This window comes from Klebsiella sp. GB_Kp047, from assembly GCF_040065235.1.
Lineage (GTDB): Bacteria > Pseudomonadota > Gammaproteobacteria > Enterobacterales > Enterobacteriaceae > Klebsiella > Klebsiella quasipneumoniae.
Genome location: NZ_JBEAJG010000039.1, coordinates 39,930 through 59,699, shown reverse-complemented (window position 1 = coordinate 59,699; position 19,770 = coordinate 39,930). Strand labels below are relative to the sequence as shown.

At 51.7% G+C, this 19,770-nt stretch carries 20 protein-coding genes, 1 tRNA gene and 3 pseudogenes; 10 read left to right on the top strand and 14 right to left on the bottom strand.

Annotated elements, in window-relative coordinates; all coding sequences use genetic code 11:
- Positions 1-31: 31 nt before the first annotated feature.
- The 6 genes from mnmH to ppiB all read right to left on the bottom strand — a co-directional run bounded on the left by mnmH (position 32) and on the right by ppiB (position 4,556).
- Positions 32-1,108, bottom strand: coding sequence for a tRNA 2-selenouridine(34) synthase MnmH (gene mnmH, locus ABLV76_RS17675; RefSeq protein ID WP_048294276.1), 1,077 nt, complete (start codon positions 1,106-1,108; stop codon positions 32-34).
- 111 nt (positions 1,109-1,219) lie between these two features.
- On the bottom strand, positions 1,220-2,287 hold the full coding sequence (gene purK / locus ABLV76_RS17670) for a 5-(carboxyamino)imidazole ribonucleotide synthase (protein ID WP_004204712.1): 1,068 nt from the start codon (positions 2,285-2,287) through the stop codon (positions 1,220-1,222).
- On the bottom strand, positions 2,284-2,793 hold the full coding sequence (purE, locus tag ABLV76_RS17665; RefSeq protein ID WP_004204711.1) for a 5-(carboxyamino)imidazole ribonucleotide mutase: 510 nt from the start codon (positions 2,791-2,793) through the stop codon (positions 2,284-2,286). The genes purK and purE overlap by 4 nt, the downstream gene beginning before the upstream one ends.
- A gap of 96 nt (positions 2,794-2,889) precedes the next feature.
- Positions 2,890-3,228, bottom strand: coding sequence for a hypothetical protein (locus ABLV76_RS17660; protein WP_004204709.1), 339 nt, complete (start codon positions 3,226-3,228; stop codon positions 2,890-2,892).
- Positions 3,229-3,335: 107 nt separating this feature from the next.
- Complete coding sequence (gene lpxH / locus ABLV76_RS17655) at positions 3,336-4,058, bottom strand: UDP-2,3-diacylglucosamine diphosphatase (RefSeq protein WP_004204708.1); 723 nt, start codon at positions 4,056-4,058, stop codon at positions 3,336-3,338.
- 3 nt (positions 4,059-4,061) lie between these two features.
- The gene (gene ppiB, locus ABLV76_RS17650) at positions 4,062-4,556 is read right to left on the bottom strand and encodes a peptidylprolyl isomerase B (RefSeq protein WP_004151319.1); all 495 of its coding nucleotides are present in this window, start codon (positions 4,554-4,556) and stop codon (positions 4,062-4,064) included.
- 175 nt (positions 4,557-4,731) lie between these two features.
- Between ppiB and cysS the strand changes: the two genes are divergently transcribed.
- On the top strand, positions 4,732-6,117 hold the full coding sequence (cysS, locus tag ABLV76_RS17645; RefSeq protein WP_004204706.1) for a cysteine--tRNA ligase: 1,386 nt from the start codon (positions 4,732-4,734) through the stop codon (positions 6,115-6,117).
- 45 nt (positions 6,118-6,162) lie between these two features.
- Here the strand turns inward: cysS and ybcJ are convergent, their stop codons facing one another.
- Both ybcJ and folD read right to left on the bottom strand, forming a co-directional pair.
- The gene (ybcJ, locus tag ABLV76_RS17640; RefSeq protein ID WP_004143016.1) at positions 6,163-6,375 is read right to left on the bottom strand and encodes a ribosome-associated protein YbcJ; all 213 of its coding nucleotides are present in this window, start codon (positions 6,373-6,375) and stop codon (positions 6,163-6,165) included.
- A gap of 1 nt (position 6,376) precedes the next feature.
- The gene (folD, locus tag ABLV76_RS17635; RefSeq protein WP_004143017.1) at positions 6,377-7,243 is read right to left on the bottom strand and encodes a bifunctional methylenetetrahydrofolate dehydrogenase/methenyltetrahydrofolate cyclohydrolase FolD; all 867 of its coding nucleotides are present in this window, start codon (positions 7,241-7,243) and stop codon (positions 6,377-6,379) included.
- Between the two features lie 339 nt (positions 7,244-7,582).
- Between folD and ABLV76_RS17630 the strand changes: the two genes are divergently transcribed.
- A tRNA-Arg gene (locus ABLV76_RS17630) sits at positions 7,583-7,659 on the top strand.
- A gap of 153 nt (positions 7,660-7,812) precedes the next feature.
- Positions 7,813-8,771, top strand: a pseudogene (locus tag ABLV76_RS17625) (integrase arm-type DNA-binding domain-containing protein); the annotation flags it as partial.
- 209 nt (positions 8,772-8,980) lie between these two features.
- Here ABLV76_RS17625 and ABLV76_RS17620 read toward each other — a convergent pair.
- From ABLV76_RS17620 to ABLV76_RS17610, 3 genes and pseudogenes are all read right to left on the bottom strand, one after another.
- Positions 8,981-9,844, bottom strand: coding sequence for a hypothetical protein (locus tag ABLV76_RS17620; protein ID WP_049004663.1), 864 nt, complete (start codon positions 9,842-9,844; stop codon positions 8,981-8,983).
- A 356-nt stretch (positions 9,845-10,200) separates the two neighbouring features.
- Positions 10,201-10,585, bottom strand: a pseudogene (locus ABLV76_RS17615) (hypothetical protein); the annotation flags it as partial.
- A gap of 13 nt (positions 10,586-10,598) precedes the next feature.
- Positions 10,599-10,847 (bottom strand): AlpA family phage regulatory protein, encoded by a 249-nt coding sequence (locus tag ABLV76_RS17610; protein WP_075201746.1) that lies wholly within the window; start codon positions 10,845-10,847, stop codon positions 10,599-10,601.
- 202 nt (positions 10,848-11,049) lie between these two features.
- Here ABLV76_RS17610 and ABLV76_RS17605 point away from each other — a divergent pair, with 202 nt between their 5' ends.
- The 3 genes and pseudogenes from ABLV76_RS17605 (at position 11,050) to ABLV76_RS17595 (ending at position 14,081) form a co-directional block, all read left to right on the top strand.
- Positions 11,050-11,370, top strand: a complete 321-nt coding sequence (locus tag ABLV76_RS17605) for a GrlR family regulatory protein (RefSeq protein WP_040224720.1) — start codon at positions 11,050-11,052, stop codon at positions 11,368-11,370.
- Between the two features lie 291 nt (positions 11,371-11,661).
- Positions 11,662-11,850: pseudogene (locus ABLV76_RS17600) on the top strand (hypothetical protein); the annotation flags it as partial.
- Positions 11,851-12,899: 1,049 nt separating this feature from the next.
- Positions 12,900-14,081, top strand: a complete 1,182-nt coding sequence (locus tag ABLV76_RS17595) for a restriction endonuclease (RefSeq protein ID WP_049004661.1) — start codon at positions 12,900-12,902, stop codon at positions 14,079-14,081.
- A gap of 359 nt (positions 14,082-14,440) precedes the next feature.
- On the opposite strand, the gene ABLV76_RS17590 is transcribed toward ABLV76_RS17595, so the two are convergent.
- Positions 14,441-14,881, bottom strand: coding sequence for a hypothetical protein (locus tag ABLV76_RS17590; RefSeq protein ID WP_049004660.1), 441 nt, complete (start codon positions 14,879-14,881; stop codon positions 14,441-14,443).
- Between the two features lie 737 nt (positions 14,882-15,618).
- Between ABLV76_RS17590 and ABLV76_RS17585 the strand changes: the two genes are divergently transcribed.
- A complete protein-coding gene (locus ABLV76_RS17585) occupies positions 15,619-15,912 on the top strand; it encodes a hypothetical protein (RefSeq protein ID WP_004202381.1) in 294 nt (97 codons plus the stop codon).
- A gap of 392 nt (positions 15,913-16,304) precedes the next feature.
- Complete coding sequence (gene uraH, locus ABLV76_RS17580) at positions 16,305-16,706, top strand: hydroxyisourate hydrolase (protein ID WP_002892366.1); 402 nt, start codon at positions 16,305-16,307, stop codon at positions 16,704-16,706.
- Between the two features lie 78 nt (positions 16,707-16,784).
- On the opposite strand, the gene ABLV76_RS17575 is transcribed toward uraH, so the two are convergent.
- Positions 16,785-16,955, bottom strand: coding sequence for a hypothetical protein (locus ABLV76_RS17575; protein ID WP_023319874.1), 171 nt, complete (start codon positions 16,953-16,955; stop codon positions 16,785-16,787).
- A 302-nt stretch (positions 16,956-17,257) separates the two neighbouring features.
- On the opposite strand from ABLV76_RS17575, the gene ABLV76_RS17570 reads away from it, so the two are divergent.
- Together ABLV76_RS17570 and ABLV76_RS17565 are read left to right on the top strand one after the other, a co-directional pair.
- Positions 17,258-17,398 carry a hypothetical protein gene (locus tag ABLV76_RS17570; protein WP_165453490.1) on the top strand — a complete coding sequence of 47 codons (141 nt, stop codon included), beginning with the start codon at positions 17,258-17,260 and terminating at the stop codon, positions 17,396-17,398.
- Positions 17,399-17,443: 45 nt separating this feature from the next.
- Positions 17,444-18,748: a citrate synthase gene (locus ABLV76_RS17565; RefSeq protein WP_049004659.1), complete on the top strand. Its 1,305-nt coding sequence runs from the start codon at positions 17,444-17,446 to the stop codon at positions 18,746-18,748.
- Between the two features lie 72 nt (positions 18,749-18,820).
- Here the strand turns inward: ABLV76_RS17565 and ABLV76_RS17560 are convergent, their stop codons facing one another.
- A complete protein-coding gene (locus ABLV76_RS17560; protein ID WP_064794521.1) occupies positions 18,821-19,687 on the bottom strand; it encodes a GNAT family N-acetyltransferase in 867 nt (288 codons plus the stop codon).
- Positions 19,688-19,770: the final 83 nt, after the last annotated feature.

The following is a 19,770-nucleotide window of genomic DNA, read 5'->3' as shown; positions in this document are numbered from 1 at the left end:
ACGCCGCAAGCCGGGACAATCGAGCATGCGATTACTTCTCCAGCCAGGCGGCGACCTCCTGCCAGCTGCCGCGAAAAATAATCTTCCCGGCTTTTTTCCCCAACTGATAGCGATACATCGGGTCGTAGTATTCTTCCAGTAGCGGCACCAGCCAGGCGAAGTGCGCCTCGGTGCTGGCGGTGCGCTGCTGCTGCGCCAGCGCCTCATCGAGGCGTTCAGTGAGCTGGGCAAAACGCTGCAGCCCCAGGCGACGGCGGATGGCAAACAGGCCGTGATGCAGATACTCGCCGTATGCCTGCCAGCCTTTCTCTTCGCCATAGGCGGCGATAAAGTCGCGATACATGCGATCGAAATACTCCTCGCGCAGCCGTTCGAGGCGAACGTCAAACGGATCTTCCACCACCGCCAGCGGCGATTGCGCCATGCGGATGCGCAGGCACTCCGGCAGATGGTTGGCGCCGATCATATGGCCTTCATCTTCCAGCACCCAGCGCGTCTGCTGTTCGGCTTTTTTGAGCAGGCTGACCGCCAGGTGGTTTTCAAAGGTGGCTTGCGGATGCTGCGGCTGTAGCGTGCGGCCAAACGAAGAGCCGCGGTGGTGGGCATGGCCCTCCAAATCGATACCGTCCGGTCGCGAGCAAACCAGCTGGGTTTTGCCGTTGCCGGTGCAGCCGCCAATCAGCACGATCGGCCGCTGTACCAACGCGTCGGTAGCCTGGATCGCCGCCTGGCGCAGCGCTTTATAGCCGCCGACGATCAGGGGGTAATCCACGCCAGCTTCTTTCAGCCACTGCTGGACAATATGCGAGCGCTGGCCGCCGCGGGCGCAGCACAGGTAACCGTGCGGGTAACGGGCGCATGCTTCCAGCCATGCCCGGATCCGGCTGGCGCGCAGATCGCCCTGAACCAGCTTATGGCCGAGCGCCAGCGCCGCTTCCGGCCCCTGGCGCTTGTAGCAGGTGCCGACCGCGGCGCGTTCTTCATCATTCATCAGCGGCAGGTTGATCGCCGCCGGCATCGCGCTTTGGCTAAACTCCACCGGGGCGCGTACGTCAATCAGTGGCGTATCGCTGGCGAGAATGGCGCGATAATCCGTCCCATTGGTCATGGGGTATCCTCTGAAGTCAAAACAGAAATGGGCTTTACAGCAAGGGGGGGATTGTACGCGCCTCAAGGTGTGCCGGGGAAGGGGATAGATCAAATCCCCGGCACGAAGAGTTTAGCTGAGCTGCGATTGCGCCCAGAACAGACCGCTGGTGTACTCCGCTGGCAGCAGCGGCTTGATCGCTTCCAGCGTCGCGCTCAGACGGTCAGTATCGCTGTCGGTCAGGTTCAGGTGGCCGACTTTACGACCCGGGCGCACCTCTTTATCGTACCAGTGCAGGTGGACTAGCGGCAGCTTCAGCCAGTCGTAATTGAGATCGGTGCCGATCAGGTTGATCATTACCGACGGGCTGTTAACCACTGGCGGCGGCAGCGGCAGGCCGGTAATCGCTCGCAGATGCAGCTCAAACTGGCTGATGGAGGCGCCATTTTGCGTCCAGTGGCCGCTGTTGTGCACGCGCGGCGCCAGCTCGTTGATCAGCAGTCCCTCGGCAGTGACGAAGCACTCCATCGCCATCACGCCGACGTAGTTCAGCTCGTTCATGATCGCCGTCAGCATGCTTTCCGCTTGCTCCTGCTGGCGGACATTGGCCTGCGGGAAGGCGACGCTGGCGCGCAGAATACCGTCCTGATGCAGGTTGCGGGTCAGCGGGTAGAAGACGGTGCTGCCGTCATGGGCGCGGGCACCCACCAGCGACACTTCGCCGGAGAAGTTAATCCCCTGCTCGACGATGCACTCGCCGTAGTTATCGGCCGGTAGCTGATCGATCTCGTTTTCCCGCAGACGCCACTGGCCGCGGCCGTCGTAACCGCCAACGCGACGCTTAACGATCGCCAGTTCGCCAAGGCGGGCAAACACCGCCGGCCACTCGCTTTTATCCGCCAGCAGCTGCCACGGGGCAGTGGCGAGACCAAGCTTGTCAAACAGCTGCTTTTGCGTCAGGCGATCGGCGATAATCGGGAAGACGTCGCGGTTGACGAACGCCGGGTGGCGGGCCAGCTCGCGGGTGAGGGCGGTTTCCGGCCAGCGTTCAATTTCTGCCGTGATGACGCTCTGCTGGAATGGCACCGCTTCCGGATCGGCTTCCAGCCCCACCGGCCAGACGGCGATACCCAGCGGCTCGCCGGCCTGGCGCAGCATGCGGCCTAACTGGCCGTTGCCGAGTACGCATACCTGTTTCATGCCGCACCCCGCGGGTCCGGGTTATCCAGCACTTCATCGGTTTGCGCCTGGCGCCAGGCGCTCAGGCGCTGGTGGAGTTCAGCATCATGCTGGGCGAGGATCTGCGCGGCAAGCAGACCGGCGTTCGCGGCGCCGGCTTTGCCGATGGCCAGTGTGCCGACCGGAATACCGCGCGGCATCTGAACAATGGAGTAAAGGCTGTCGACACCGCTTAAGGCTGCGCTCTGAACCGGTACGCCGAGCACTGGCACCAGGGTTTTCGCCGCAATCATGCCCGGCAGATGCGCCGCGCCGCCTGCCCCAGCAATAATCACCTGATAGCCATTACTTTCGGCGCTTTCAGCGAAGCTGAACAGCTTATCGGGCGTGCGATGGGCGGAGACCACTTCGACATGGTACGGAACGTTCAGGGCATCAAGAATTTCTGCGGTAAATTGCATGGTAGCCCAGTCGCTTTTGGACCCCATCACGATGGCGATACGCGCCGAATTATTGCGGGAAGACATGCGTCTTAAAACTCCTGTGGGTGTGTTTCACACTGCTTTAGAGGCCACAGAGAATAGCATGAACTGCCGGCAAGGAAAACGGTTGCGTGTGCATGGTTAGCCGTCTTTTGTCTCGCTCTGCGATGACGACGATCGCGGCTTATTGGCCTTGATCTCATTCATGCAACAAGTGATAAGCAGTACTAACCCCCAGGGGAGCATCAGGGTACCCATCATCAGTAAATAGATTTGTACCAGTCGGCTCTCGTGAGGGCGGGTACAGAGCAAATAAATGGCATAGAAATAAATAGCCCACGCCAGCATCGCACACCAGACAAACGTCAGCGTGTTGCCGAGAGCGACGCCGATTAAGGCGATATAACTTATCCCTAACGGATTGAGGATCGTGATGATCATTCCCCAGATCAGCGGCTGGCTCCACTTTTTCCTGCTCATGCTCGTTCCTTGAGAGTGATGTTGTGGAAGACTAGCATGCGCAATGCCGGCAGGAGCATACCTCCGTCCAGGCAAGAGGGGATTTCAGAATTGTGCTCGCGCAGGAATTAGAACGGGAAATGGATCAGTTCGACGTCGTCCGGCGTCACCTTCACCATCGAACCTTCGCTGTGCCAGGCGCCGAGTACCACGCGCCATGCGGGCTGGCCGTTGGCCTGCAGGTCATGGACCGCCGGGCGATGGGTATGGCCGTGGATCAGCCACTGCACGTGATGCCGCTCCATGGCGTTAACCACCGCCTGTGGATTCACATCCATAATTTCCATTGATTTGCTGCTGTTGGCGGCTTTGCTGTCGGCGCGCATGCGGGCGGCGATGCGGCGGCGGACAAACAGCGGCAGAGCCAGGAACAGACGCTGGATCCACGGGGTGTGGACTTTCGCGCGAAACGCCAGATAGCCTTGGTCATCGGTGCACAGCGTGTCGCCATGCATAATCAAGACGTCACGGCCATAGAGGTCCAGTCGCTCTTCTTCGGCGAGCAGGATCATCCCGCTCTGACGGGCGAAGCGCTGGCCGACGAGAAAATCACGGTTGCCGTGAATGAAGTAGCAGGGCACGCCGGCGTCGACGACGGCTTTGATTGCCGTAGCGATTTGCTGATGCAACGGGTTGGGATCGTCATCGCCGATCCACGCCTCAAACAGATCGCCAAGGATATACAGGGCGTCCGCCTGACGGGCTTCCCCCTGTAAAAAACGCAGAAAACCGGCGGTGATCGCCGGTTCTTCTGTTTGCAGGTGCAAATCTGCAATAAAAAGTGTCGCCACGAATTACTCGCTGACGGTGACGCTTTTGATGATCACATCGTCTTTCGGCACATCCTGGTGCATGCCGCTGCGGCCGGTGGCAACCGCTTTGATTTTGTCAACCACGTCCATGCCTTCAACCACTTCCGCGAAGACGCAGTAGCCCCAGCCCTGCAGGCTTTCGCCGGAGAAGTTCAGGAAGTCGTTGTCAACCACGTTGATGAAGAACTGCGCGGTGGCAGAGTGCGGCGCCTGAGTACGGGCCATCGCCAGCGTGCCGCGGGTGTTTTTCAGACCGTTGTTTGCTTCGTTCTGAATCGGAGATTTGGTCGCTTTTTGTTTCATGCCAGGTTCAAAACCGCCGCCCTGAATCATGAAGCCGTTGATAACACGGTGGAAAATGGTGTTGTCGTAGAAACCTTCGCGGCAGTAGTCCAGGAAGTTTTTAACTGTTTCCGGCGCTTTGTCGTCAAACGTTTTGATTACGATATCGCCATGATTGGTGTGGAAAGTAACCATTTTTGCATCCTGTTCCGATGAGTGTGGTGCCAGCACCCGGTGTCGGGTGAGATATAGGGGGGTGTTATAGCATAACCGCGGGGGTCGATGCACCTTGCAATGTGTGCTGCGTCCTGTCTGAATTATGGGTATTATAGAGGCTTCATCACCCACACACGTCTACACGGAATCTTCGATGTTAAAAATTTTTAATACACTGACGCGCCAGAAAGAGGAATTTAAACCTATCCATGCCGGGGAAGTCGGCATGTACGTGTGTGGTATTACCGTTTACGATCTCTGTCACATCGGCCATGGGCGTACCTTCGTCTCCTTTGACGTTGTGGCGCGTTATCTGCGTTTTCTCGGCTATAAGCTGAAGTACGTGCGCAATATCACCGATATCGACGACAAAATCATTAAGCGCGCTAATGAAAACGGCGAAAGCTTTGTCGCGCTGGTCGATCGGATGATCGCCGAAATGCACAAGGATTTTGACGCCCTGAATATTTTGCGTCCCGACAGCGAGCCGCGCGCGACGCATCATATTGCGGAGATCATCGAGATTACCGAGCAACTGATCGCCAAAGGCCATGCCTATGTGGCGGATAACGGCGACGTAATGTTCGATGTGCCGACAGACCCGAACTACGGTTTGCTGTCGCGTCAGGATCTCGATCAGCTGCAGGCGGGGGCGCGCGTCGACGTGGTTGACGTCAAGCGTAATCCGATGGACTTCGTCCTGTGGAAGATGTCGAAAGAGGGCGAGCCAAGCTGGCCGTCGCCGTGGGGCGCAGGCCGTCCGGGATGGCATATCGAGTGCTCGGCGATGAACTGCAAACAGCTGGGCAACCATTTTGACATTCACGGCGGCGGTTCCGATCTGATGTTCCCGCATCACGAAAACGAAATCGCTCAGTCCACCTGCGCCCATGACGGCGAGTACGTTAACTACTGGATGCACTCCGGCATGGTGATGGTCGACCGCGAGAAGATGTCGAAATCGCTGGGCAACTTCTTTACCGTCCGCGACGTGCTGAAGTATTACGATGCCGAGACCATTCGCTACTTCCTGATGTCCGGCCACTATCGCAGCCAGCTGAACTATAGCGAAGAGAACCTCAAGCAGGCGCGTTCGGCGCTGGAGCGTCTGTATACTGCGCTGCGCGGTACCGACAAATCCGTCGATGCGGCGGGCGGCGAAGCCTTCGAAGCACGCTTTATCGAGGCGATGGACGATGACTTCAACACCCCGGAAGCCTACTCGGTGCTGTTCGATATGGCTCGCGAAGTGAACCGTCTGAAAACCGAGGACGCGGCTGCGGCGAACGCCATGGCGGCCCACCTGCGTAAGCTTGCGTCGGTGCTGGGGCTGCTGGAGCAGGAGCCGGACGCCTTCCTGCAGAGCGGTGCGCAGGCTGACGACGCGGAAGTGGCGGAAATTGAATCGCTTATCCAGCAGCGTCTGGACGCGCGTAAAGCGAAAGACTGGGCGGCGGCGGATGCGGCGCGCGATCGTCTTAACGAGATGGGTATCGTGCTGGAAGATGGCCCGCAGGGCACCACCTGGCGCCGGAAGTAAGCCATAAAAAAACGCCCGCTTAAGCGGGCGTTTTCCTTTTCGCGGTCAGGCCGTGACGGTCACGCTCTGGCCTTCAAAGCTCACCGTCTGACCGGCGACGATTTTGCAGCGTTTGCGAGTTTCCACCGCACCGTCGACTTTTACCAGCCCGTCGGCGATGGCGATCTTCGCCTGGGCGCCGCTTTCGCTCCAGCCTTCGAGTTTCAGCAGATCGCACAGCTCAACGTGCGGGTGTTTTCCTAAGGAAAATGTCGCCATCTCAGGCCTCCTCAACGTCGTGGTACTCTTCGCACGCCTGCAGCGTGTTCTGAATCAGAGTGGCGACGGTCATCGGGCCAACGCCGCCGGGAACCGGGGTGATGTAGGAGGCGCGTTCAGCGGCATCTTCATACACCACGTCGCCGACCACTTTGCCGCTTTCCAGACGGTTAATGCCGACATCGACCACAATCGCCCCTTCTTTGATCCATTCGCCAGGAATAAAGCCCGGTTTACCCACCGCGACGATCAGCAGGTCGGCGTTTTCGACATGATGGCGCAGGTTTTTGGTAAAGCGGTGGGTGACGGTGGTGGTGCAGCCGGCCAGCAGCAGCTCCATGCTCATCGGGCGGCCGACGATATTGGAGGCGCCAATGACCACCGCATTCAGGCCGTAGGTGTCGATATTGTAGCGTTCCAGCAGCGTCACGATACCGCGTGGGGTGCACGGACGCAGGCGCGGCGCCCGCTGGCACAGGCGGCCAACGTTGTAAGGATGGAAGCCGTCAACGTCTTTATCCGGCGCGATGCGCTCAAGAACTTTGACGTTATCTATCCCTGCAGGCAGGGGCAGCTGAACCAGAATACCGTCGATGGTCTTATCGGCATTCAGGGTGTCGATAAGCTCCAGCAGCTCGGCTTCGCTGGTGGTTTCCGGGAGATCGTAAGAGCGGGAGACGAAGCCCACTTCTTCACATGCTTTGCGCTTGCTGCCGACATAAATCTGCGAGGCCGGGTTGCTGCCGACCAGCACGACGGCCAGCCCAGGGGCGCGTTTTCCGGCCGCAACGCGAGCCTTCACTTTTTCCGCAACCTCAGAGCGTACCTGCTGCGCAATCGTTTTACCGTCAATAATTTTTGCTGCCATCAGAGAGAGGATTCCATCTGTATCTTTACGAAAGGGGGATGAGGATATTTTGTCAGAAGCCGGCCTCGCTGTCAGTCCTCGTTTGCTGTTTTATCCTGTCTGAGGCTAATTTAGCCTGTTATGACCCTGGTTATTACATGGTTATAGGTGCGTTGCGCCTGGCCACTGAGTCGATTTACGCGCGCATTAGGCCCGGCGGTATGCTTCTTGTACAGTTGGTGGAGGATATTTCGCCAGCGTCGTATAAGCCCCGCAGTTTCCTGGCAAAATGGATTGACTCAACCGACGTGGACCGTATAATTCCAGGCGTTTCACTCCGCGAAGCACTCGCTTCTCAGGGCGCCCTTAGCTCAGCTGGATAGAGCAACGGCCTTCTAAGCCGTAGGTCACAGGTTCGAATCCTGTAGGGCGTGCCATACTCACTTCTCTTAACGTCTCCTGAAGTCTACTCAACCCAGCATATAAGCGGCATTATCCAATATTTCATTATCTCAATGTCTACTATGGTTTATTGAAATCCACATTCATGTGGGGGTAGATTCATGTTCAATGAAATGAGATACCCCCAAGTGAAGCTCACAGCCCGCCAGGTCGATACATCTAAAGCTAAGGACAAACCCTATAAACTGTCTGATGGCGGTGGCCTTTACCTCTTGGTGAACCCCAACGGCGCTCGATACTGGCGCTGAAGTACCGGGTCGTCGGTAAAGAAAAGTCGTTGGCTTTAGGTGTATACCCTGAAGTCTCGCTGGCCGATGCACGTCAAAAACGAGCAGAGGCTAAAAAAGTACTGGCTGCTGGTGGTGACCCGGGGCAGGAAAAGCAGGAAAAAAAACATGCTAGGGCGATGGCCGTATCAAACAGCTTTGAGAGGCTGGCGCTGGAATGGCATGAACATAAATCGATGAATTGGTCAGCAGGCTATGCCAGCGACATACTGGAGTATCTGAGAAAAGATATTTTTCCTTATATTGGCTCCCGGTCGATCACTGATATTAAGCCCGTTGATATGTTGGTTGTTCTTCGCAAGATGGAACAACGTGGAGTACTTGATAAGCTCAAAAAGACACGTCAAGCCTGCCGGCAGATCTTCACCTATGCTGTTATCACCGGCAGAGCAGAACATAATCCCGTGGTCGATCTCGCCAGTACTCTAAAAGCACCAAAGCAAAAACATTTCCCTCATTTATCGGTTGAACAAATACCTGACTTTCTGCGAGCTCTGAACGACTATAGCGGCAGCGTGGTGACTCGAAATGCTACCCGCCTGCTTATGCTTACTGGGCTCAGGACAATTGAGCTCCGTGCTTCTGAATGGGTTGATATAGACTTCGATAAGGGGATTTGGAATATCCCTGCAGAGCGAATGAAGATGCGGCGGCCACATCTCGTTCCTATCTCAACTCAGGTTCGCGAACTGCTTGAAGAAATCCACCAGCTTACCGGGCGAGGGAAGTATGTTTTCCCTGGACGGAATGATGCCGGTAAGCCAATGAGTGAGGCCAGCATCAACCAGGTGATTAAACGAATCCTGATGATCAGTACGCCTGGGACAGTTACCGGCGTGAAGTGGCTGAGTATGCAGAGAAGGCAAAACAGTACCTTGAGGGCTCAAACTCTGACATGAAAAGGATTCAAGAGGCACAGCAGGATGCTATCCAAAAAGCTAACGATGTTGTAGAAGAATTCAACAGGAAGGCTAAAGGGTACTGACAACAAAAAGCCCGCTACACGGGCTTATTCTTTACTTCTAGCTTTGCGATAAATATTTCTTCCATTTCTTGTAACGCCAATAACGTGCCCCCTGCTTTCAACCTTGTTATTGGTGGCCTGGTATACCTGAAAATCAAACCATGATATGTAGCTTATCTCATCAATGGATACCATAATTTCCAGACCTTGCACTTTCTTTTTACTAACGCCCATAACAGCAGCATTTCGCTTAACCTGTATCTCTCCAGGATATGCATTAGTGAATGTAACTGATAAATTTTCTTTATTTCTGTATCCTGACATCAATGGTACAAATGAAATATGCTGGTGTGGTCCCTGATTCTCAGTTGGTTCACCTGAACCATTTATTACGCCTACATACACCTTGTTTGATGAAAGGGTGATCAGCATTGGCCTTTTGGGGTCTGATTCAATTGCATCCAGCAAAAGTAAATCTAAAGAGCCTTGTGAGTATGTTTTACGTAATACCCTTGCTCTCATTGCCTGCATTATCTCGTCATAAACATTGCGCTTATAAACGCAACCAAACAAAAAATCCTTTATCCATACTATGGTGACATAACACAATGAGAAACTAATAGAGGTTGCAGACAGGAGAATTAACCACATGTAAATTCTGTCTGTTTCTTGTTTTGATGTCACTTTAAACGTTTTTAACATGTCAAAAACAAGGTGAAAATCAGGATAAGCATATTTAATGCATGCTGCAATAACTGCGGAGGCAACTAAACAGTAAGTCCCAAGAGCCGCAACCTTCATATAAAGAAGTTGGCCTTCATGACGATATAAACGGAAATAATGATATTGGTTAGCAGTTATCATTATGTAACCGCTAACCAGAATAGGAATGATTAACAGAGCTAGCAATGCTACTTCCTTACAGTGGCAAGATCCTGTTGTACAATTGCGGCAGCAAGACGGCGCATTTCCTTTACCTCAGGAAGTTCAGATATTTGCTGAGATGAGATGTAAACCCCCCCTCGCTTGTCAACCTGTGCTGACGCAGTAACATCTGCGCTACTAGCCTGAGGACTGGGTGCGTTATCTCTCGTTTTGTTGCGAGCGAACCAAAATCCCATACCATCCTCCTTAGTAAACATTGTGTTTACCCTTGGGGTAATCTTAATCAAATTTGAGCAAGGACGCAATGAATGCATACGAACTAAGGCGAACTTGGACGAACTCTGACGAACAGATATAAAGGCGCTTCCCTGCGCCCAGCATCAGAACTCAGAGGAGGTATTGTTGATGTACTGCGCGTGGCTGCGTATGTCCTGCAGGCATCGGCTAACACCAACAATGTAGCTCACCATAGTTGTGAATTCTGCCGCGGCGCCGGCGACGTCGTGGCCATCTTCATCAAGTTGCTGCAGCAGGTTCATCAGTAGTCCTTCTCAGCCCGGCTGAGCACGCCTTCAGATGAATGAATATGATCCTGATAGCTACGGTTAGGAGGGAAGGTGTAATGCTTCAGCTCGACCTGCAACGTATCCCCATGATCGCCGGTAACATACTGCTGGTCATCCTCGGTGCCAGCGTGCGAACTTTATCGGCCTGGGTGTGTTCTTCCTGGACGTAGCGGCCAGTCTTGAGGATCTGAGGTAGGACTACTCCAATTGCATCACGTTGCTTTACTTACCGGGCGAGAAACTCTTTTGTTAACAGGTGGCTTTTTTCCACCAAAATTACCGGTGTTCGCGGCCTTTCTTTCGTCAAGCCACTGTTCGATTTCATCTCCATCCCAGGCACAGCGTCCGTCGGTAATATAAAAGCGTCTTGGAAATTGTCCTTTGTGTTCCAGTCTGTCGATCGTACTCATAGACAGCGGAACTATTTGCATTAACTCTTTTTTTCCAATAGCTCGTTTCATACCCCCCCTAATTATTAATACATAGGACCACTTCTCATCAATGCAGTACCAATAAGATTACATCGGAATGATTCAACTTGAGCGTGATCACACAATGCAAAAAAAAAGATGTCCCAATTTTTTTTTGGTTGAATTAGAGCGTAGTGGCCCAATAAATACAAAGCACCTGATTTAGGTGTTTTCATTTGAAGGGATTACACACATGAAAGACGGTATTTATTTTGTCGTGTTTAGAAGCGGTCAGAATGATGTTGGAAACGGAACAGTCGTTGTAAAGGATGGCGCGGTCAATGGCGGTGATTTTGGGTTTACCTATCAGGGGCGCATTCAGGATGGGAGATTGAGCCTTCACGTGTCACGTCATAATCCTTCAGCACAAAACGTCATTGCAGGTCTTAATGACTATTTGATGGATTTGTCTGTGAGAGATATTGGTGACGGATATTACCTTGAGGGTAATATTGCAGGTGTGCCAGGCGCCAGCTTAGCTGTACAAGCAAAATATATCGGCAGTTTAATTTAAAATTCGTATCTTGCAAAACCGCCTTCGGGCGGTTTTTTTGTTACTGTCTAACGATTCCTATCGCTCAAACTGCGCACAGAACTGCGCAAATCTGCTTTACACTGTCCAGATGGGAGGTATCCACCAGAATGGGGGGATGTGATGGATGCCTGCTGTTGGTCACCAGGCCGATAACCGGGTGGTAACTTAACCCATAGCCGATGGGTTTCACGCATAACGGCTCCGGCCAGTGAAGTATTACCCTGGCTGGCAATATCAATATAATGCCGATCACCATCAGATGGAGAGTCCATGACATCACGCGAAATCGAGTTGCTGACCATTGCCAAGCTGGAGCATGGCGGCCACCAGCTCAGCCCAGCAGAACTGCGGGAACTGAAACGCCTGTTGGCAGAGGGACCAGTGATAGCCAGGCGGTACCGTGAAATGATGATCGGCCCTGCATACCGCTGGAACAAACCCTCGCCGCTGCGTGCTAAGCGATTAACAACATCCCAACATCAGACAAGTCCAGTGCTGGTGGATTTCATCCATACTACTCCCATCCATAGTGACTATTCGTCAGTGTGTTGGTTCACGGCCTCTCTTTGTTGGTTCAAAACCGTGTGGTGTTGGTTCACTTTTTTGAAAAATATTCAAATAAAACAGAGATCTTTAAATTTTGAGGCAACTGAACCAACCGAACCAACACTCCCTGTATGTATTATAGATAAATTCGTTGATGTGAATTTCTCCACTGCATGTAGTCACCTAGTAGCCAACGTGAAGAGCGGCCAAATTTTATCGGTGGTGGCAGCTTACCCAACTTGATTTGCCCATAGAAATATTTCGCAGTAAAACCGGAGTCATTGGTCATGTAGGCCATGTCGATTAAAGATGTCGGGGTGAGATGTCTGTCCATTTTTTGCCTCTATGGTCACTGCTCGATTGAATGTGCCAATCGCTATTGTGCTCGAATGACTGAATGCCATTAGAACTGATTGCGAATGGTTGAATTTTAGTCTAACAAGAATGGCAAAAGAAATATGGGGGTACATTTGGGGGTATGTATAGTTTTTGCAACCTGAATAATTTAATTAAATCATTTTGTTATGCGTTTATATCGAATCCTGTAGGGGCCATACTTACTTCTCTTAACGTCTCCTGAAGTCTACTCAATCCACCTCCGCACGGGTCGTCAAAAGGCGCAATCGCCACGCACCAAAAGTTCTGAAGGGAAGCATCTCACATTCCAAACTTCTATGTTATACCTAGCCAGGATTTCGACTCCGATCTCACAAACCATACTCGTCGCATTTTTAAGCTGCGGATTCAGTTTGAAAGTAGCAGAGTAAGAAACCACTCATGATCTTGAAGGGCCTATCCTTTTGAGTCCTGCGCCAGGGGCGTGGATTCCGACGGATGGCGAGATTTGACTGGAACAAATCGGAATCAACGATTGGTTTGGGGCGGAATACGCACACAACAAACCAACAATATTACAGCAAGGTTACCATAAAAAACTTCAATGAAGTATAAGGGGGATTTTGATGATTTACCAATGTTATTCATGTAATAAGACATCTTTCGAAATTATATGCCCGTGGTGTTCAGGTACCATACCAATAACATCCTCACCCTGGGGCAGCAGAAGCTCATCTGCTAAATCATCTGATTTACAAGAGATGATTCCCCTGGATCCATCCTTCTACCCGGAGTTTCAGTACCAGTCAAAGGGTATGTTAAAAGATTTATTTGGGAAAAAGAAAGAGCAATCGCAACTAAACCAATTGCTTGAAAATGTTCTGGAAAAGTACTCTAAATTTAAAGATCCTTATTTTACAAACTTCATATATACATCCAGGTTTTCTAACAATCAAACTACCGAAGTTGAGTATTCAGAATATAATGGAGTTTATTCAGATGTCAGATTGTTCAGAGAAGTGCTTGTACGAAAAGGTTTTAGCGAACTAGAACAATTGCCCATCTTGTTAGATAAGCTACTACTCACAACATCTTTTAACGCTCTTTATTATGGTTTTGCTAAAGAGGTCAAAAGGCATATTAAACCAACAGTTAGCGAATCGTTTAAATCATGGATAGAAGAAGCTGGGACAACCTTTCGAGCAGATCTTTCTTTGTTCTTGTTTCACCTTTGGGATAATAAAGTTACTTTTTCAGAAATAGAATTCAATGATAATGCAAAAAATACCCCAGGATTACCATTGGTTTCATTTGAAAATATTAAAAAGTATTTGTCTATATGCGAGGGTATTTATTTTGATATTCTAGTGGAAAGATTGGCTACGCGCCTTGAACATTTTAATCCGAGTAAGTTTGTAACTATGTATCTTATCGACGCAATGGATGGATACCAGTTTGAAAATTTCCTCGTCGAAATATTCCAAACTCTGGGGTACGACGTTAAGGAAACTAAGAAAACTCAGGACCAAGGAGCGGATTTATTTGTTACACGATTTGGTAAAAATATGGTCATTCAGGCAAAGAATTATTCTGGTTCTGTAGGTAATTCGGCTGTGCAGCAAGCGATCTCCGCTAAAGCATTTTATGGTTGTGATGAAGCGATGGTGGTCACTAACTCTTATTATACCAAGTCAGCAATGGAATTAGCTGATTCTGCGCGAGTTCGTTTGATCGACAGGAATGAACTGCAAAAATATCTGGATGATTACAATCAAAAAATAATTGAGGACTTTCAATCAAATCCATAGTTATCTTTCGATAGAAACAAGCATGGCATTGATCCAGCTTGAGCTATGCCAATGATAATAGACCAGAATCATTTGTAAAGGATCTATTTATTCATTGCATGTGGAGGCATAGTTGGCCATAAGAGCTAAGGCTTTTCTTATGCCAGTCCAGAGGGAAGGTGTTGTCATTCGCTCACTGCTAGTTGAGTAGCGAGGAACGCTCGTTACACCATCCGCAACGGACTGGCACAGACTCTCCAGGTCAAAGAACGTCACCGGCACAGGATGGTAGTACCAGCCACCAGTGGCAAAAATCGCAGAGGTTAAGATAGTCGAACTGATAAATGAGTCTCCGTAGCAAAAACGTCAAGGCCACAGCATTACATTGCTGTGAGTGCGTCTATAATATAATCCCAGCGATTAAGAAATTCTTTATCGTGGCCTTTCGCTATTTTGAACAACGGTACGCTATGTTGCCAGGTAGAAACGGCTTTCACTATTTCGCTAGGAACGATGAATACCTCAGGCGTACTCTCCATGTTGATGTCTTCTGATATATTACAGAAAACGTAAAATAAATCAGACGATACTACAGGCATATGCTTGCCTACCATCCATTGCCGCGGCTGACTCCTTGCCCAAGATCCTTTAACCTGAATGCTAATGCTTTTTGAGCCGTTGATCGTCGCAATTATATCGACAGCACTTGTTCCGCTGGTGGTTAGTGCTGCGCTGATACCCAGTCGAGAAAGCATATAGGCAACGTAATATTCACCCGCATCGCCAGCATTTTTGCTGGAGCGTCTAGTTATTTCTTCCATGATCAACCCTCCGAAACAGTTTTTGATTGTAGCGCCATCGATAGCTTTTGAGCATTGTTAGCCAGGCGCGGTAGATGTTTGGACTGACCCAGCCCGGTAGACGATTCTACACTATAGTTGGACTTACCCCACGACCATAGACAAATTTTGTCCTCACGACGAACCATCTCGATGCTTCTTATGTTCTGCAGTATTTGCCAGACGATGGCCAGTCAGAGTACAGCATTCTACCAGGTGAGTCGTTTAGGTGTTGGTTCCGTTGCCTCAGCAGTTATCTGTGTCTTGTTTCATCAGGATTCATATTTGGATAATGAACCATCATTGAGGCAACAAACGACTTTTTAAACCAGCATTGGATTTGGAACGGGGCATATGAAGAGAAAATCACACTGATGACAGCTCAATTTCCAGGATACGCCCGCCTGGCGTCCGAGCCTGAAACCCGGACGATGGAAAAAGGTATGAATATAGTAATAGCCAGACTGGCGGCATTACGGCTCTGTAATATCGAACAGAATGGTTAATGCTGGTTATAGCTGAGTGCAGAATAAGCGCTCTGCAGGAATGTGAAAATATGTTGACGGTAACAGGCTAATAGTCATTATAGCTTTAGGTTATGTCTGACTGGGTTAAGTATCGCATTTTAAGCTGGCGTGAAGTACAGTTGTTAAAGATCAATATTGAACACTATTTGAAAGCATACCCTCGATGTTCATCCACTGCCTGGAAAGATCCAAATGAACATCAAATTCGTCGCCATCTCCGTATTCGCTGTTGTGTGTGTCTTTGCATCAGATATTTCCATCGCCAAATCGAATTCCTTAAGCGATGATCAGGTCAGGCAAAGAATTATTGATGACTCTGTCGCATCCTATCCCGGTACCTGTGCCTGTCCCTTCAATACCGCCCGGAACGGCAGCTCGTGCGGTGGCCGCAGTGCCTGGAGCAAAGCTGGTGGGTACTCACCTATTTGCTACAAGAAAGAGGTAACAAAGGAAATGGTGAAGGCGTGGCGACAAGAGAATCAATGATAATAATCATTATCTGAACCAGGTGATTACTTACACTGGAATTGTAGGTTAAATAATATTAAATGATTATTTCGAATACGGCAGGCCATTTGCAGTAAGCACTGTTCTGTTAGAGGCGGCAGAGGCCACGGCATATATTATTTAACCTTGTGATATTTGACCCCAGCTAATCTTTTTCCCTCTCTGGCGGATTAAGTGCCACGTATCCTGTTACGAAGAGCACGGGGTTACTCACACATAAGACACTCCCTCTTCTCACGACAAAACCGGTTCAGCGTGTTGTGTGTGGAGACAGTACCCATCAACTCAATCTGATAACAAAAAGTTTAATTTTTTTCCCCGCCGCCCTGACTATAGTTAGGGCACTTTCACTTGCCCAAAAGGTCACGATTATGAAATTAGTTATCGCCTCCGTAATTTCCCTTCTCAGCTTCAGCGCGCTGGCGGCGCCAGAGGGCACGCTCAGCGTACACATTCTTAATCAGCAAACCGGGCTCCCTTCGCCGGGTGTGCAGATTGAGCTGGATAAGCAGCAAGGGGAGAGCTGGCAGCATATCGCCACCGGCAAAACGGATGCCGATGGGCGGATTAAATCGCTCTATCCGCAGGCGGAGAATATGGAGCCGGGGGTTTATAAAGTGACGTTTAAAACCGGTGACTATTTTAAAAGCCAAAACATGAATACGTTCTTCCCGGTGATTCCGGTTATTTTCAATGTCACAAAGCAAAATCAAAAACTGCATATCCCGCTGCTGCTCAGTCAGTACGGATACTCTACCTACCGCGGCAGCTGATGACCCAAGCCGCTATCCAGCCAACGCCTGCGCGTCTCCCGCAGGCGTCACCCTCTCCCCGCACAACGACCTCCATGCCTAACGCTCGGGCTCTTTCTCTTTAAAGTGTTTAACGGCTTCGTCGTATATCGCCAGCAGGCCGGAAATATCGCCTTCATATTGCGGCACGCGCTGGGCGCGAACCAGCTCAATCAGCAGCGCATAGGCTGCTTCTTCCGGGGCCGCATGTGGGTTGATCAGTCCAGACATATCACCTCCTTAACAGTGGGCCTTTAGCCTACCCCTGGGCGGAAAAACGCAACAGCCTGATATGCAACCAGTGCTTCTTGTCTGGCTCTGGTGAAACCTCAGCGGTGAAGACCACGGCGGAAGGGGGGCGTTATCCAGGCCACTGTGGGGCGGTTAGACCGGCAGGAGGCTCATCATCAGCCAGGCGATGGCGATGCAGATAAGCGTCATCGACAGCACAAAATTCATGGTAGCTCCTCTTCATCCTTTCTGTACTCAGCGTAAATTTTGACAGCGCTGATCGCCTTTATCCTTGGCGATTTGTGCCGCTATCCGACGATGGGATGGGGAAAGATGGCCTGTTTCCCCGGAAAGGCCAGCAAAATATCCTCTTTGTCAGAGTCATAGTGATGACATCAATGAATAAGCTGCATCACATTGGTTATGTTGGTCTTTCCGCCTGAAGAATGACTTCAGGTCGCTGATAAGCTGCTGGGGGAACTGACAGGATGAGCACCACACCGTTAACGCTTTCTATTGCCGGGCAACCGACGCCCATCACCCTGCCGCAGGTGCCGGGAACCCGGGGCCATGTGGGAGTCGACATACGCGAGCTGAATCACTCCGGATTCTGCAGCTACGACCCCGGCTTCGCCAACACCGCCGGATGCCAGTCGGCGATCTCGTGGATCGATACGGAAAACAGCGTGCTATTGCACCGCGGCTATCCGGTGGATCAGCTGGCTCGCCAGTGCGATTTTCTCGAGGTGGCGTACATCATGCTGCGGGGCGACGCGCCGGATGAGGCCAGCTATCAAACGTTTCGCGAGACCATCACCCGCCATACCCTGGTGCACGAGCAGATAGCCCGCATGTGCAGCGGCTTTCGCCGCGATTCGCACCCGATGGCGCTGATGTGTGCTCTGGTGGGGGCGCTGGCGGCGTTCTATCATGATGTTCTGGACGTGGAAAATCCGCAGCACCGGGCGCTGGCCGCCACGCGGCTGCTGTCGAAAATGCCCACTATCGCCGCCATGAGCTACAAGTACACCATTGAACAACCCGCCGCCTATCCGCGCAACGATCTCTCCTATGCCGGAAATTTCCTGCAGATGCTGTTTGCTATCCCGGCCGAAAAGTACGTCCTCAATCCGGTTATCGAGCAGGCGATGAACCAGATCCTGGTCCTGCATGCCGATCACGGGCAGTGCGCCTCCACCACCACGGTGCGCGCGGCGGGCTCCTCCGGAGCGAACTTATTCGCCTGCGTCGCCGCCGGGCTGGCATCATTATGGGGACCGATGCACGGCGGCGCCAATGAGTCGAGCATGCGGATGCTGGAGGAAATTGAAAGCGTCGATCAGGTTCCGGCGTTTCTGCGTCAGGCAAAGCGCGACCCGCAGGCATTTCGCCGCCTCGGTTTTGGCAACTCACGCTACCGTCACCGTGACCCGCGCGCCGATATCCTGCGTGAAACCAGCCATCGGGTCCTGGCGGAGGTAGGCATGTCCGACCGTCTGCTGCAGGTGGCGATGGCCCTTGAGGACGTGGCGCTGACCGATCCCTACTTTGTGGAAAATGGCCTGTCGCCGAGCGTGGATTTTTATACCGCGGTGATCCTCAAGGCGATGAATCTGCCTTCGTCGATGTTTGCGGTGGTCACCGCGGTCGGTCGGACGGTCGGCTGGGTGGCGCACTGGAACGAGATGCACCAGGCGCCGCTGACCATCTACCGGCCACGGCAGATTTACGTTGGCGAGGGCTATCGGGATTACGTCTCCCGACGCGGCGAGCGGTCAACGGGCCCGCAGTGACAGCGGGTGAGGCGAACGCCAGCGCGACCTTCGTGGTGACCTATAACTGATCGGCCTGACGGCGCGGCGCCGTCAGGCATGCGCCAGCAAAGGAAACATCAACTTCCTGTCTTTAAACAAGTTTTCCTTCTGGTCATAGACAAAGAGGATATCTTCTCCCTCAATCTTCTCGTACTCGCCGAGCCGGTCTTCATTGGGGGTAAAGCCGAGGATAGCCTGGTAAACATGGTCATCGGCCAGCTCGTTGACCAGCGTCGACAGGCTTTTGCCCGCATCGCAGAACAGGTCAAAGCAGATCAGCACCGGACCGTTTTGCATGGCGATAACCACCGCCTCATTTTTTGCCGAATAGTAAACGAAATGCTTCATAAAGGCTGAGCAGTAAAACATCAGCAGGCCAAAGTTGTGCTCCACCCGCAGCGGTGAGAACGGGTTGGATTTTTCATAGTAATGGCGGAGCAGGGCGACATCGTCAGCGCTGTCCATATCCAGTTTGCGAAAATCACCAGCGCGCGGAGCGACCGGCATAATATATTGATGCTCTTCGCTGCGGGTGAAACCAAATTTGGGGTAAAAATCCACCGTGGTGGGATTGGCAAATAAAAAGAAGGCGTCCGCCTTCTGCTGCCAGTCCTGCAGAATATGGTGGATAAGCTGGCCGGCTAATCCCTTATTGCGGTGGTCCGGTTCGGTCATCACGGTACCAATCTGAATATACCGCCGGGGCTCGCCCTGCCAGCGCAGATCGATGATGTTGGCCGAGGCGTTAGCGATAATTTTATTACGTTCGACAAAGGCGTAGGGGATATAGGCGTCGGTCCAGTAACCTTGCTGATACCACTCTTCAAAAGACAGGTCGAAAGTCTTAACGGCAAGGTCAATGAAGCTTTTTCTTAATATGTTATTTTCTCTGACTTGCTTCACTAATTGATAATTCATTGTCATAGTTCCTTCTCACTATGGCTTCTGAAAGCGACGACGTCGGCAAAGGCACTTGCGTCGAATGAGCGCTGTAAACGTAG

Excerpts from the sequence above, each read along its gene's own strand:
- ABLV76_RS17605 (WP_040224720.1), top strand. The coding sequence starts at position 11,050 with ATGAAAGACGGTATTTATTTTGTCGTGTTTAGAAGCGGTCAGAATGAT.
- uraH (WP_002892366.1), top strand. The coding sequence starts at position 16,305 with ATGAAATTAGTTATCGCCTCCGTAATTTCCCTTCTCAGCTTCAGCGCG.
- ABLV76_RS17595 (WP_049004661.1), top strand. The coding sequence starts at position 12,900 with ATGATTTACCAATGTTATTCATGTAATAAGACATCTTTCGAAATTATA.
- purE (WP_004204711.1), bottom strand. The coding sequence starts at position 2,793 with ATGTCTTCCCGCAATAATTCGGCGCGTATCGCCATCGTGATGGGGTCC.
- ABLV76_RS17560 (WP_064794521.1), bottom strand. The coding sequence starts at position 19,687 with ATGAATTATCAATTAGTGAAGCAAGTCAGAGAAAATAACATATTAAGA.
- ABLV76_RS17585 (WP_004202381.1), top strand. The coding sequence starts at position 15,619 with ATGAACATCAAATTCGTCGCCATCTCCGTATTCGCTGTTGTGTGTGTC.
- ABLV76_RS17660 (WP_004204709.1), bottom strand. The coding sequence starts at position 3,228 with ATGAGCAGGAAAAAGTGGAGCCAGCCGCTGATCTGGGGAATGATCATC.
- ABLV76_RS17565 (WP_049004659.1), top strand. The coding sequence starts at position 17,444 with ATGAGCACCACACCGTTAACGCTTTCTATTGCCGGGCAACCGACGCCC.
- mnmH (WP_048294276.1), bottom strand. The coding sequence starts at position 1,108 with ATGACCAATGGGACGGATTATCGCGCCATTCTCGCCAGCGATACGCCA.
- ABLV76_RS17590 (WP_049004660.1), bottom strand. The coding sequence starts at position 14,881 with ATGGAAGAAATAACTAGACGCTCCAGCAAAAATGCTGGCGATGCGGGT.
- ABLV76_RS17575 (WP_023319874.1), bottom strand. The coding sequence starts at position 16,955 with ATGTCTGGACTGATCAACCCACATGCGGCCCCGGAAGAAGCAGCCTAT.
- folD (WP_004143017.1), bottom strand. The coding sequence starts at position 7,243 with ATGGCAGCAAAAATTATTGACGGTAAAACGATTGCGCAGCAGGTACGC.
- ABLV76_RS17610 (WP_075201746.1), bottom strand. The coding sequence starts at position 10,847 with ATGAAACGAGCTATTGGAAAAAAAGAGTTAATGCAAATAGTTCCGCTG.
- purK (WP_004204712.1), bottom strand. The coding sequence starts at position 2,287 with ATGAAACAGGTATGCGTACTCGGCAACGGCCAGTTAGGCCGCATGCTG.
- ybcJ (WP_004143016.1), bottom strand. The coding sequence starts at position 6,375 with ATGGCGACATTTTCCTTAGGAAAACACCCGCACGTTGAGCTGTGCGAT.
- ppiB (WP_004151319.1), bottom strand. The coding sequence starts at position 4,556 with ATGGTTACTTTCCACACCAATCATGGCGATATCGTAATCAAAACGTTT.
- cysS (WP_004204706.1), top strand. The coding sequence starts at position 4,732 with ATGTTAAAAATTTTTAATACACTGACGCGCCAGAAAGAGGAATTTAAA.